The organism is Bifidobacterium choladohabitans (genome assembly GCF_016102005.1).
GTDB lineage: Bacteria > Actinomycetota > Actinomycetes > Actinomycetales > Bifidobacteriaceae > Bombiscardovia > Bombiscardovia choladohabitans.
Genome location: NZ_JACFPL010000001.1, coordinates 578,346 through 591,417, shown reverse-complemented (window position 1 = coordinate 591,417; position 13,072 = coordinate 578,346). Strand labels below are relative to the sequence as shown.

Here is a 13,072-nt window from a genome sequence, read left to right as displayed (position 1 = left end):
ATTTCAGGCACCCAGCCCATGCGTGTCCCCTGGTCTGTCGGCTTTCTAACGGGGCCACTGCTCATCCAAGGGCGGCCGCGTTCCATCGCAGGCCAGGTAGACACGGGCGATGCGCATGCCGGCCCGTTCCGGCTCCAAGGTCAGGACGTGCCGGCCGTTAGTCAGTTGGACGGCGGTCATTTCCGACCATCCCCAGACATGCTCGGTGGCAAAGGTCATCAGTCTTCCCCCTCGGGGGAAGAGGTCGGTCCGGTCCAGCGGGTCACCGTCCAGAATCAAATGGCAGGAGTCCTCCAGGTCGGAGGCGAACTGGGCCAGCAGCCAGATCCGGTAATTGCCTGGCCTGCCAACCTGGAAGGACAGGTTCATGCCGGGAGCCCGACCGGGATCGGGCCAGAGCCGTTGCCTTGGCTCGGCCCGCATGGCCAGTCCCCGGCCCCTGTGAGTGGGGGCGTCGGTGGGGACCCAGCAGCCCTCCCGTGGCTTGCCATTGTGCGGCCCATCCTGTGACAGCCAGGCGTTTTCGTCCTGTCTCAGGCAGGCGGCGGTCTCAAGGTAGATGCGCTCTGGAGCCTTGTTGGCCTCGTTGTTCTGCCTGAGCTCCTGGTCCTGCTGATGCCCGGCAGGCCAGACCAGCTTCGGGCGCGTATACAAACCGCCGTGCAGCCAGTAGTCCTGATCGAAGTAGGGTACAGGTACGTTCGGAGTGCAGTCCGGGTCGATTCCGTAATCCTTGATGGCCAGGTTCCGCAGAGGGCGGTCCAAAGTCTCGGCCGTGGGCGTTGGCTGAAGGTCTGCAATCTGATTCCCGGTCTGAGCCCTGTCTATGTCAGATGAGTGAGAGCTCCCATTATCAGCCTGTTCGGAGGGCCGGCCATCTGTCACCCAGGTACTGAAGGCCGGTCCCAGCCGGCTGGACCGTTCCCTACCTGTGTTGATCACGACTTTGTCGATGCCGAAGGAGTCGTCCACGGCTATCAGATGCAGCCGGTGGGGTCCTGCCTCCAAATAGGGCAGAATCATGGTCAGTTGCTCGGCGTTGTATACGATGGTCTCCTGCCAGTCGCCACGGAACTCGTCGGTGGTGGGCGATTCCAGGATTTCGCCCCGGTTGCCATCAAGGCTGACACGTAGGCGAATTCGGCCACGTGAGTTTAGGGTGGGCAGGCGGTGAACCTCCAGACGATGGCGGCCGGGGGTCTTCAGCCAGAAGTGCAGACTCAGACAAGCCCCGCTTCCTGATTCCGGGTCGCTCCATCCCCGGGTCTGCATCAGGTCCGGGCCGAAACGCCCCAGGTCTTGGGTCGCCAGCCAAGTAGTGGCCTCGGTGAGGTCGTGGTTGACGCGTCCGCGTGAAGGGTCCATGCTGATGTGGCCGTCCGCCTCGACGTAGCCAGTGAATCCCTGTTTGAGGACAGGATTCTCACCTACCAGAACATCGACTCTGATCGGGGCCGACCAGGCTTTTTCGGTTGTCTCCGGGTTGCAGGGACGGGTGATGATGGTTAGCGTGCCCTGACAATCCGCATGGGTTGAGGGGTTCTCGACCTGTACATGGATTCGCCACTCGTCCCTGACGATCCGCCGCTCCTCTGGCAGACGGATCCAGTCCTGATTGGCGCTGATGCACACTTCCTGTGCGGGGCATCCCATAAGGTCCAGGTCAATCCAACGGTCGGTGATGCCATAGGGGTCAAAGACCAGCTTGACGTGATCGTTATCGCCGGGGACCATGGCGCCCTCCTGTGCTCCTTGTGGCGTCAGGATTAGCCTCCGGTTCGGTTGGACCTTGACCGGTCTGCAAGCCGGGTACTGAGGCAGCGTGGGGGGAGGGAACCTGTTTGGAGTGAGGATGCCATCCCAGCAGCCCTGGGTAAGTTCCTCGTTGTACCAATGGAGCAGAGCCCGGATCATCCCCTGGAAGAGATGGGAGATCCTCATCTGCCTGTCGGCGGCCGGCATAGCGCCTCGGGCGGCCTCAAGACGGCTGCGGTCCGCATGGTAGAACTGTGCGTTCACGTAGTAGGCCATGGCAATCTTCAGATCCACCAACGATCGGTAGGATTCGCGAAACTCTGGTTTCATGCTCCTGCCAAGATTGTGCGAGCGCTCAGCCAGTTCTCGTAAGGCTGCCAGGCGGCCGCCGGCCTCGTCGTCGTAACCTATCTGGGTGAAGGAGTCCTCGTGCAGGTGTTCGATTTTGGTCTGATTGTTGATCCGGTAGTAGCTCATACACAGGTCGGCAGCCTCAGATCCGCGATCGTCGTCGAAGGTCTGATCGAACCAGGCGGCCACGAAGTCCCGGGCCGACAGACTGTGGTGATCCTCGTCCGCATTCCAGGCCAGGTGGAGGAAGTAGGACCCCTCCAACTCCAGGCGCTTGATGGCTCCCAGATTATCCACCCATACCCGGCGGATGCCCCGATCCCAGCACTTGCCCAGCTGGTCGTTCATCAGAGCCAGGGGAGTGGATGAAGTGCAGCGGTAGCTGGTCCTCGGCGGCGCCCAGTAGGAGCTGTGGTAGTAAACCCCATTGCCTCCGCTACGTGCCCGTTCGGCCTGATTGGGGAAGCGGCGCATATACCCGTAGTTGTCGTTGACCCACATGATGGTCACGTCTTCGGGCAGGTTCAGGCCCGCATCGTAGAGGGGCAGCACCTCCTTGTATGGAATGAAGAGCTGTGGGATCTCCTGTGGCGGTCGGTCCAGGTGCTGACGCAGGATGTCCCTCTGGTCGTGAATGATCCGACCGAGCAGATCGACTCGCGCTCGCAGACGACCCTCCTGATCCAGATTCGGATTCTCGTCGATGGCGCGCGTGGTCAGGCCCGTGTCGTGGATGCCTCGCATGCCCAGGGTCCAGGTGACCTCGTAGTTCCGGTTCATGTCCACGCTCTGCGACCAGTAGCGCCGAATCATATCCCGGTTGCGTCCGGGCAGCGAATAGTCATAGTCCACATGTGCGCCCTGCGAGGCTACCCAGGGATCCCACTCATGTTGGTTGCTCCGAAGGAGCATGTCGCAGTGGCTGCTTCCGATGACCAACCCCATGCTCTGGGCTAGTCTGCCGTTGCGCGGGTCGGAGTTGAAGGCGTTGACGTGCATGGCCGGCCACAGATAGTTACCACCCAGTCGCAGGATCAGATCGAAGACTTTTTCGTAGGTCGCCGGTCCGATGGTTCCGTCCGGGGTGTGCAGGCGGGCCCAGTCGTCTAGCTCCTCCTCGTCGTTGATGAAGAAGCCTCGGTATCGGACCGAGGGCCAGTCGAAGACGCGCAGGTCGTCGGGCAGACATATCCGTTCATGGCGGCGGGCTGGCACGTTTCCCCACCAGTGCAGGGGTGAGATGCCGATGGCCCGGCTGAGAGCGTAGATTCCGTAGATGGTTCCGCGCCGGTCGGCCCCGACGACATTGAGGGTGCCGTCGACGACCTGCAAGGTGAAGCCTTCCCAGCGGTACCTTCCTTGGGGGTCCTTGAGTGGAGTCAAATCAAGCTCGTCGGAGCAGACAGCTGAATCGATCCAGCTGGAATGACCCAGAGTGCCCAAGCGGATGTTCGGGCTGCTTTCGGCGATCTGATTGGCCGATCTCTGGGCCCGGCCTGTCACGGTCGCAAAATCACGCATCAGGTTGCCGGCCGCAATTTGCACGGCAGAATTCTCCCCATGATCCAGTAACCAATTGGGCCGGACCCCTGAATCGGCCAGAACTGCGCCCGACACGGCGGTCACTGGGATGGTTCCGGGCTGGGGATGAAACAAGGTGACCATGTGGCGCTCCCACTGTCTGCGGATCAGGCGGATGATCTGCCGCCCGTGTTCGGACATCCATAGGCTAACACCGGATTAGGAAAATTTTCAATGAGGAAAAACTAATGCGACCGGGAGGGCCTGATGGCCGCTTTATTCCGTTACCATGGTTGGAGACGTTCACAGTCCAGCAGAGCCGGGAGGCGATCCGATGAGCAAGAAAGTGACGCTGGCCGACGTTGCCGCCAAGGCGGGGGTTGCGGTGTCCACGGCCTCCAAGGCGCTGCGCAACAGCGCACAGGTCAGCGGTCCGACAAGGGCCAAGGTGTTCAAGGCTGCGGCGGAGCTCTCCTTCTCGCTCAATGAGCGTCAGAAGCAGTCCCAACCTCCCAGCCTGCCCAAGTCGGTGGGCCTGGTCACTTCGGACCTGGACGGCCAATTCTCCATGCCCATCCTGATCGGCGCGGAAAGCTACTTCGGGGTCGAGTCCATTCCTGTTTTTCTCTGCAATGCCGGCAGGGACCCGGCTCTTGAACAGCATCACATAGACAATCTGCTGGCCTATGGTGTCAAAGGTCTGCTGATGGTCGGATGGCGTACCGATCCGCGGCCAGCGCTGACCGGTTGCCCGGTGCCGGTTGTCTATGCCAACCAGGCGTCCCTGGATCCCCATGACTGCTCGGTCGTCACCGACAACGAGGATATCGGGCGGTTGATGGTCCGGCATCTGGTCGAGGGAGGATCGAAAAAAATCGTGCTGATTGCCGGCGATCCGGCCTTTCAGTCCTCGGTCAGGAGACTCAAGGGCGAGATGGCCGAACTGGATAGCCATGGGTTGGCGCCCGTGCGTACGGTTCGGTATGGGGGCTGGAACGAAGAGACCGGACGTCGCACCATGGTTGGCTTGCTGGATGAGGGCATCGACTTCGATGGGGTGGCTTGCGGCGACGACGAGATAGCCCGGGGATGTCTGGATATCCTGCATGATCGCCAAGTCTCCGTGCCGGATAGGGTTTCGGTAGTTGGGGTTGACAATCGGCAGGTCATTGTCGGCAACTCGCGTCCCCCGCTGACCAGCGTTGACCTGAACCTGAAGGCCATCGGCACCAGAGCGGCCAGCTGTCTGGCTGAGATGATGGACTGCCGAGGTCACCAGGGCATCGAATATGTCAAGGGCACGCTGGTTCAGCGAGCCTCTACCAGAATGCCGTTGTAAAGCAGTCCGTCGGCAGATTTCAGGGGGTCATACAATTGCGACCTTACTGATACGAGCGAGTATCTCGCTCTTTAACTGTCAGAAACTTTTGCATTTAACAAACTTTCTCCTTGCCATGACCAGTGTCGGAGCTGCCGCTCAGAATCCAGCCAAAGGCCGTCTGGTCTGGTCTGGTTTCCATCGTCAGCGATCTTGATCCTTTCGGCGTCTCGTATTCCACTTGATGAAGAAAGGACATGCCATGGCCTTGCACCTTACAAAAGCGCATTGGACGGAGATTCCGGCTCATCGCGTTTCCTGCGGGATCGGACCCTTAGTGAGATGTCCGCACCATGTTTGGCGCCACTGCTGTTGGTTCCGCAGTGCGTAAGACCTGCGCACAGCTGGGGAAGCCGATTTCGAAGCGTTTGCCGTAGAAAGTCCTGACGCGGAGGGATGTTGGCAGAGTCAATTCTCCTCTGCATCCAGCAACACCACGCCCTGGGGAGGATTGCTGTCGATGGCTCCCACGGTCTCATGTGGCAGGTAGGGCTCCTCCATGGAGGTGATTTCCTCGGGTGTGAGTTTCAAATCCAGTGCGGCCGCCGCATCGTCAAGGTGCCGGGCTTTGGTGGCTCCGATGATCGGTGAAGCAACGCCTTTGGCCCACTGCCAGGCTATGGCTACCTGGGCCATAGGAACATCGTGCTGCTCCGCCACTTTTTGTACGCGGTCAATGATGGCCAGGTCGTTGTCTTCGGCCCGGTCATACTTGCCGCGAGAGACCTTGTCGGTGGCGCTGCGCAGTGTGTCAGCGGTCCAAGTGGGCCGTGTCAGGTGGCCGGCGGCCAGAGGGCTGTAGGGCATGAGTGAGACGTTCGTCTTTCTGCAGAAGGGTATCAGGTCCTTTTCGTCCTCCCGGTAGAGCAGGTTGTAATGGTTTTCCATGGCGCTGTAAGGGGCCCAGCCGTTGTCTTGGGCGACTGTCTGCATATCCTCTGAAACTGGCTGGCGTGCATGGCCGAGGCGCCCAGCGCTCGTACCTTGCCAGCCTGGACCAGATCGTTCAGCGCTTCCGTGGTCTCCTCGATGGGCGTTTCATAGTCGAACATGTGGATGATGTAGAGGTCCAGGTAGTCGGTGCCCAGCCGTTTGAGCGTCCCATCAATCTCCCGATGGATGGCCTTGGATGAAAGTCGCCCCTCATTGAAATAGACCTTGGAGGTGATGACCACCCGGTCGCGGCTTGTATGCTTTCTAAGCGTCTTTCCAAGATATTCCTCACTGGTCCCAGCAGAGTAGCCATTGGCCGTATCGAAGAAGGTGATGCCCAGATCCAGCGCATGCGCAACGACCGCGTCAGTCCCTCCCTCATCCAGTGTCCAGTCGTGCATGGTGCCTGGTTTGCCGAAACTCATGCACCCCACGCAGATTCTCGATATGTCGATGCCCGTTTCGCCCAGTTGTGTGTACTGCATTTGAGCTCCCTCGGCCTTTTCCCGGTGCAGATGCAATCATGCTAGCAAGTTCAAGTCGGTGGAAGTCTATTTATGAGATAGATGCAGTGTTTAGTTCACTGAGCGGAAGATGATCTATGCCTGATGAACGCTGAAGCCTACTTTGGTGCGCTCCGAGCCAGTTTAATTTGAAAATTACGATGTTGACAATGTTTGTGCGTTATCGATATCGACCGTGCAAGCATGCTGATGTACTTCCATTAAAGTCAAGGCGAGCTTTTCAAAATGCACGTTAAGAAGAGTAATGGAAGTACATCGTTTAACTTTTATAGTGCTTCAGTTATTGCTGCATCATTCAATCGCGCTTGACCATAAAGACAGATATACGGGAATGTTCCCGCTTATGGGTAGCTTAGTTCCATCAAGCGAGGAAGTACTCTGGTCAACGGGCAAAGTAGATTTGAATTCCTTCGCCAGGGTATAAATTCCACGGTATAACCAATAGATATGATGATTTTTAGGACAGACGTAATAAGAGAATAAGTGCACTCTGCTTTCTAAAGTTGTATTCAATTGGGGAAGAGATTGACTGATGAAATAGCTGGTTTTGGGAGTATCGGGATTATTAGGAATAGAGGAACGAATTGTATTGTCCTTTCCCGGAAACAGTGCAAAGCATGTCTCGTTTTTAGCCGGACCATGTATTCGCCAAGCTACATCACACATACCAGAATCATAAAGTGGTGATTCGTTCGTAATTAGCTTTTCGGCCTCTTTGTTTTCAGTCATGAAATCGATAGCAAGAGACGGCTTTGTATAAGGCTGATTGATGGGTGGCACATTTATTTCTACGTGTGCATCGACGGAGAATAGTTGCATTGCTTTGCCCCTTTTTTACCATTATGATTTGCTGAATTCATTCGAGTGCTTTTGTAACATCACTATGAATCGTTGTGATGGTGCAACTCTGCAAATTCAATTATATCGTATCTATATCGCTCGGAAACGCATAATAACTGTGTCTGAATACTTATATTATTAAGCTGAAATGAACTACTGTTGTTTTCGTCTATGGTTAATTATCCATGAACCATGGGTTCGAGACCTATTCTCCACGCTCAGGCGATCTTGATAGCGTTTTAAGTAAGGATGTGCATCTATCGAGAAGTGGGTTAATATGAAAACCGCTTCGAAATTAAAGATCAGCTCTACAGTCACGCGATCAGTCAACATCAAAAAAGGCTAGAGCTAAGAAACTCCTATAGCTCTACCTATGTAAATGGTCCAGCATGCCAGACTCGCGAACGCATATATTGCTCTTTGCAGGGTAAGTTTGTAGGCGCAATGCAATGTGCGAGCTGAAGGTACTGTATCGACCAGACACTTACAAGAGCCACGGCAAGTGGGCTCAGAGTATTTTCCTTTGCATTGTGTTTTATGGTGACACTGGTGAAAATGCCGGTGACCCAAACGCACCCGGCCAGAAATAGGGTAGTAAGCACAAACCCATCTCCCAGTCTCATAGATGTGGCCTGAGCAATGCCATCAGACTAATTGCCAACGGCACATGCTATTATTCACTGCTAATATAATTAACGTAAAAGTTGAAGTTAACCTTTAATGAAGAAGGCTCACGTGGCAAGTGGAAACGATATGAGCTGTGCTGCTTTTTCGCATTTGTTGCGTTTCAAGCGCTCACATTATCCGTATTCCGATAGGTACCTTAGCGAGGTGCACAATTCGCCGGATACGCATGCAAGAACAGAAAAACAGCATATGGTGCAGTGGTTTGAAGATAACGCAACCCATGGATTGGGTGCCTATTCCCGGCAGAGGCCGAATAAAAGTGCAAAAAATTGTTATAACAAATTGGAGAACGCTGCCTCGCTGCTGTGGATTGCTGAGGCGGCTGGCCTTGAAGAGTCCATCGTAGCAGCAGCTTTTGAGGCTGCGAGGCAGGCGGGAGACCATCGCCGAGCTTGCGGCGCAATCCGCAGGATCATCACCTGGTCCATGATTATTGAATCCTTGTAATGGCATTAACGTAAATCAAATATAGTTTTAATAAGTGTCTAAGTATCGTAGGTACTCGGCTTTCAGCGGAGACTGCTTAGAGCAAGGGTAATTTTTTACACAGGTTCGTACAGAAAAGGTTGCATATGCCCGAGATTATTTGTCCCAAATGCGGAACCGCATTCACCATTGACGAGGCCGGATATGCCGATATCCTGAAGCAGGTTCGTGATAAGGATTTTGACAGGCAGCTTCATGAACGGCTTGAGCAGACTGAACGTGAGAATAGCAAGATCCGCGAACTGGATAAGGCGCAGGCCGAGCAAACCTTGCAGAAGACCAAAAGCGCCAAGGATGCCCAGATACAGGAGCTGCAGGCAAAGCTGGAATCCGAGCAGGCTGCAAAGGAATTGGCTGTTTCAGAAGCCTTGCGGAAGGTCGAGAAGGAGAAAGACGATCTGAGTGCCAAACTGGATAAGGCCGAGTCGGAGAAGCAACAAGCGCTCGATTTGGCAGAGGCCAATTCCAAAAGCGAGCTGCAAAAGGCGACTGCGGACAAAGAGGCCGAGATCGTCAAATTGCAGAATCAGCTTGATGCTTTTGAGTTGCAGAAGAAGCAGGAGCTTGCCCAGGCTTTGATTCCGGTGGAGAAGGAGAGGGATGATTTCAAGGGTAGGCTTGAGAGGTTGCGGCTTGAAAAGGAGTCGGAGGAGAAGCTCTCCAAGGAGCAGCTGAAATCGCAGCTGCAGGCGGTCGCCGCGGGCAAGGATTCCGAGATAGCAGAGTTGAAGAGCAACCTGGACAAGGCTGAGCTGCAGAGCAAGGTCGAGGCCAAGTCCCTCAAGGAGCGTTACGAGGTCCAGATCCAGGATCGTGACGAGCAGATTGAGCGGCTGCGTGATCTGAAGGCGAAGCTGTCCACCAAGATGGTGGGGGAGACGCTTGAGCAGCATTGCCAGATCGAATTCAATAAACTGCGGTCCACGGCCTTCCCCAATGCCTACTTCGAGAAAGACAACGATGCGCGTACGGGCAGCAAGGGCGACTTCATCTTCCGTGACAAGGATGATTCCGGCACGGAGATCGTGTCCATCATGTTCGAGATGAAGAATGAGACGGACACCACCTCCACCAAGCATAAGAACGAGGACTTTTTCAAGGAGCTCGACAAGGACAGACGGGAGAAGGACTGCGAGTATGCCATCATGGTCTCCCTGCTGGAGCCTGACAGTGACCTGTACAACACGGGTATCGTGGATGTCTCCTATCGCTACCCGAAAATGTATGTCGTCCGTCCGCAGTTCTTCATACCGATAATCACCCTGCTTCGTGATGCCGCCAAGAACTCTTTGCAATACAAGAACGAACTTGAAGAAATGAAGGCACAGAACATCGATATAACGCATTTTGAGGAAGAGCTGGACTCCTTCAAGAGTGCCTTCGGCCGCAATTACGAAATCGCCTCGAAAAAGTTCAAGAGTGCGGTAGAGGAGATTGACAAATCCATCAACCATCTGAATAAGATCAAGGACGCCCTACTGGGTTCCGAGAACCAGCTGCGTCTGGCCAACAACAAGGCGCAGGACGTAACCATACGAAGACTGACCAGAAACAATGAGACGATGAAAGCCAAATTCGACGAACTAAATAAGTCCAAATCCATAGGAAGCTGAGAACTTGAACGGTGCAGCCATGTAAGGAACTGGATGTAGAGTCTGTCTTTAGTTTACGTTCGAGTTGTCGTAGTTATCACCGTTACGCCACGCAGTCTATAAGAATCTAATTTGAGAAAACAGTAAATCTTTGGAAAAGGTAAAACAATAAGGGATGAATACGGTCAATAATCTCAGAACTAAAGCTTGAAACGGTTAGTCCAGGTCCACGCGATTCATAAGTTGTGTTCGTCAGAGTGTATACGGTGTATACAAAGACTGGCATGAGAAAGATCAAAAGCCTGCGTTAGTCGTTCTCTGATTGCATTAGATTTCGAATTTAAAGCTGTGTTGGTAGAATTGCAAGAATGTGGTCTCACATATAGATATAGATTAGCAGTGAATTATGAACGTTATACAATTACAAATTTATCTGATTTTAATACAGAATCGGCTTATTGCTACTGGTCATTTTTTCTAGCTCTATTAAGTGTAAATAGAATTCATAGGTGAAGGATGACTAAGTAATGTAATTCAGAGTAAATTATCGAATGTAAATTCAAACATATGTAGTTTCCTTGAGTAAAACTGATACTAATGACACACGGGTTACTGCATCAGCTGTAGTCGTCTCGAGGTCAGGGAGAGTAAAGCCTAATTAAAGGCGCAGCTAATCATATACAAGCAGAAGTTTGACAATACCAAAATTAGCTAATTGTGTACGCTTCCAAAGCAGGCGAATATCTTTCAGCATAATTTGAGACGTTAACTCTCATTGTCCTTATATCCACTAAAATGTGATGGTCTAGTCATGAAGATTAATTAGATTGCAAATTATCTGGGCGGAAGTCGAATTTTTCGGTTCAGCTCTAGCGATTACTAAAAAAGTAAAATTGAAAATGATTGCATCCATAACATACCTTTAATTCCCAAACACAAAGAGTCTATGAGGTTGTGTTGTAAGTAAGGTGTGAGGATTGGCCGGACACAACCCTTGCGACTCGTGAGAAGATATCGAGTGATTCGAACTAGATCGGTGAAATCATTAAATTGGAAGATTATCAAAGCACGTCCGATTTTGTTCGTCCAAGAATTAGGAGCGATGAGCAAAATAGTAAAATTACTGCAGTATGGTTCTGCAAAGTTATAGGGGTGTAAGAGTGGGCTCGGTATTTGGTCTGAGATTACTCAGGTCCTTAAGCATCGCGTCATGTTGATAAGTATCATGGTAAGCATAAGATATTTTATGTTCTTAAGATACAATCTAGAATTAGAAGAGCAGTTCTCATGATAGTTAGAATGTTGATTTAGGATGTTGTATTCCTGGAGCGTGGTGCGTAGTCGCTACTCGAGACTCAAATGCTCGGGGAATAGTTAAATGTCCGATTCTGCTGTTTGTAGAGAAGAAGCTCTTTGGTAGCTTTAGTCGAAGACAAAGGAAGTTCCTCGGTATGGGAAGAGGTTTAAATAGAATGAAAGTTCACCAATTTGCGTACAGATGAGAAATCGAGTGGAACTGTAACAGAATAGGCACCGTCGCCACTTTTGGAAACTCAGTTTTGCTTAAATTAAATAGCTCGTGTATGGAGTTAATGACCCCAGGAGCATTTAATCTAGACTTGACTTTGAGGGACTAAAATATAACTTTGAATTGCCCCCCCCCCAACCCAAGGGGTACTTCGAAAGAAAAAGAATAACCATGTTGAAGATTCAGCGCTAAATGCAACACAAGCATCTTGTTATCGGCATAGATCATATGATTGCTTCTAGCAAAATAATCCAACGGACAGAACATCCGATAAGTTAGAAACTGTTTGTTTATATCAGATTATGAGCTGCTGCCTGATGAAATACCTCAACACTAAAGTAATATTAAAATACTAAAGCGCTCGATGTATAGTATCTGCAACTTGTTCAGTTGTTGGAGGTTTATGATAAACAAATCAAAAGAGTAGCTTTATTAGACTGTTACCTTTTCTAAATGAGTTTCGCTCATTGTCAAGCTGGTTAGTTATTCCAGTTGCTTCCGAGTATCTTTCTTGCTATTTCTATATTTTCCTTTAAGGACGTAATCACTGAGCCTTGGTTTAATATCAGCACTTGAGGATGTTTTATTTTCCAAAGAGATATTAGCAGATAATAGGTCGCAAGGAATGCAAAGTAAGGATGCGTGTATGTGCGGAGGCTTGCCGCACTACTGATAAAGGGTGAAAAAGTAGAACCGTGGACTCTTTCGTTCCTGGCAGTATACAGGAAGAGCGAAATAAGGATTTGTGCCTTCGAATTGCTGCCCAAGGTAACAAAAGTAACACCCGAGCTGTTCGCTAACTTGAGCTGCTCACCTTCTAATGCTCGGCGAATTAGTAGAGCACCATTTCTGCGTGTTACACTAGAACCTTTCTTATATTGTAATTCTAAATGCTCTAAAAGTTGGCAAATTTGTTGATTATTTTTTGAGTAGTTTATTCTATTTTTAAGACCATAATTTACGTTTTTATCCACGACGTCAGAGATAAGTCGTTTGTAAAGGTATTCGCATGATTGAACAGGAAAGTTCGAGCAAATCAAATCAATAACATCTTTATCTACAGCTTCGACAATAGTTCTAAGGCGATCGGTAATGTTTTGTCGCGGAGCAAATTCTCTAGTTTCGAGTTCGAATGCTTTCCACGTTGAATCGAAAGCGATATCGACTCGTCCCGGAAGAGAATCAAAGGCATCGATCAGATAACTCAGTTGTCGATTGAACTCAACCGAATTGAGCTCGCCGATTTGTATGGGTTTGAAAAAGGTGTTGGTCTTCGCCTCAACTCTTTTCATGAATATTTCTTCAATTGAAAACAGCTCGCGTGGTTTTAGTACCCCTACTTTTGCCCATTGTGCAATTGCTCCTAAGCGCGCCTTACGTTCGGTGGTTGCATTATGTTTATTAGAAGACATGTTATCAACCCTATCCTTCAATAAGCTGAATGGAATAGCTTCTAAACAATCGATGCTAAACACTC

Annotated in this window: 8 protein-coding genes; 3 read left to right on the top strand and 5 right to left on the bottom strand. The window is 51.5% G+C overall.

Translation table 11 applies throughout. The features are described 5' to 3' along the window. Positions 1-45 precede the first annotated feature (45 nt). Positions 46-3,828, bottom strand: coding sequence for a glycosyl hydrolase 115 family protein (locus H3S97_RS02540; protein ID WP_198177232.1), 3,783 nt, complete (start codon positions 3,826-3,828; stop codon positions 46-48). 133 nt (positions 3,829-3,961) lie between these two features. Between H3S97_RS02540 and H3S97_RS02535 the strand changes: the two genes are divergently transcribed. After that, entirely contained in the window at positions 3,962-4,966 is a 1,005-nt protein-coding gene (locus H3S97_RS02535) for a LacI family DNA-binding transcriptional regulator (protein ID WP_198177233.1), read from the top strand. A gap of 447 nt (positions 4,967-5,413) precedes the next feature. Here the strand turns inward: H3S97_RS02535 and H3S97_RS08475 are convergent, their stop codons facing one another. The 3 genes from H3S97_RS08475 to H3S97_RS02525 form a co-directional block, all read right to left on the bottom strand. After that, positions 5,414-5,893, bottom strand: coding sequence for an aldo/keto reductase (locus H3S97_RS08475; protein ID WP_269749234.1), 480 nt, complete (start codon positions 5,891-5,893; stop codon positions 5,414-5,416). Next, positions 5,845-6,423 carry an aldo/keto reductase gene (locus H3S97_RS08470; RefSeq protein ID WP_269749233.1) on the bottom strand — a complete coding sequence of 193 codons (579 nt, stop codon included), beginning with the start codon at positions 6,421-6,423 and terminating at the stop codon, positions 5,845-5,847. Before H3S97_RS08470 ends, H3S97_RS08475 begins: the two co-directional genes overlap by 49 nt. A gap of 330 nt (positions 6,424-6,753) precedes the next feature. Next, a complete protein-coding gene (locus tag H3S97_RS02525) occupies positions 6,754-7,281 on the bottom strand; it encodes a hypothetical protein (RefSeq protein WP_198219519.1) in 528 nt (175 codons plus the stop codon). 756 nt (positions 7,282-8,037) lie between these two features. On the opposite strand from H3S97_RS02525, the gene H3S97_RS02520 reads away from it, so the two are divergent. Beyond that, positions 8,038-8,436: a hypothetical protein gene (locus H3S97_RS02520; RefSeq protein WP_198219518.1), complete on the top strand. Its 399-nt coding sequence runs from the start codon at positions 8,038-8,040 to the stop codon at positions 8,434-8,436. A 125-nt stretch (positions 8,437-8,561) separates the two neighbouring features. Further along, positions 8,562-10,088 (top strand): DUF2130 domain-containing protein, encoded by a 1,527-nt coding sequence (locus tag H3S97_RS02515; protein ID WP_198219517.1) that lies wholly within the window; start codon positions 8,562-8,564, stop codon positions 10,086-10,088. A 1,986-nt stretch (positions 10,089-12,074) separates the two neighbouring features. Here H3S97_RS02515 and H3S97_RS02510 read toward each other — a convergent pair. Continuing rightward, positions 12,075-13,070 (bottom strand): hypothetical protein, encoded by a 996-nt coding sequence (locus H3S97_RS02510; protein WP_198219516.1) that lies wholly within the window; start codon positions 13,068-13,070, stop codon positions 12,075-12,077. Positions 13,071-13,072: the final 2 nt, after the last annotated feature.

Excerpts from the sequence above, each read along its gene's own strand:
- H3S97_RS02540 (WP_198177232.1), bottom strand. The coding sequence starts at position 3,828 with ATGTCCGAACACGGGCGGCAGATCATCCGCCTGATCCGCAGACAGTGG.
- H3S97_RS02535 (WP_198177233.1), top strand. The coding sequence starts at position 3,962 with ATGAGCAAGAAAGTGACGCTGGCCGACGTTGCCGCCAAGGCGGGGGTT.
- H3S97_RS08475 (WP_269749234.1), bottom strand. The coding sequence starts at position 5,893 with ATGGAAAACCATTACAACCTGCTCTACCGGGAGGACGAAAAGGACCTG.
- H3S97_RS08470 (WP_269749233.1), bottom strand. The coding sequence starts at position 6,423 with ATGCAGTACACACAACTGGGCGAAACGGGCATCGACATATCGAGAATC.
- H3S97_RS02525 (WP_198219519.1), bottom strand. The coding sequence starts at position 7,281 with ATGCAACTATTCTCCGTCGATGCACACGTAGAAATAAATGTGCCACCC.
- H3S97_RS02515 (WP_198219517.1), top strand. The coding sequence starts at position 8,562 with ATGCCCGAGATTATTTGTCCCAAATGCGGAACCGCATTCACCATTGAC.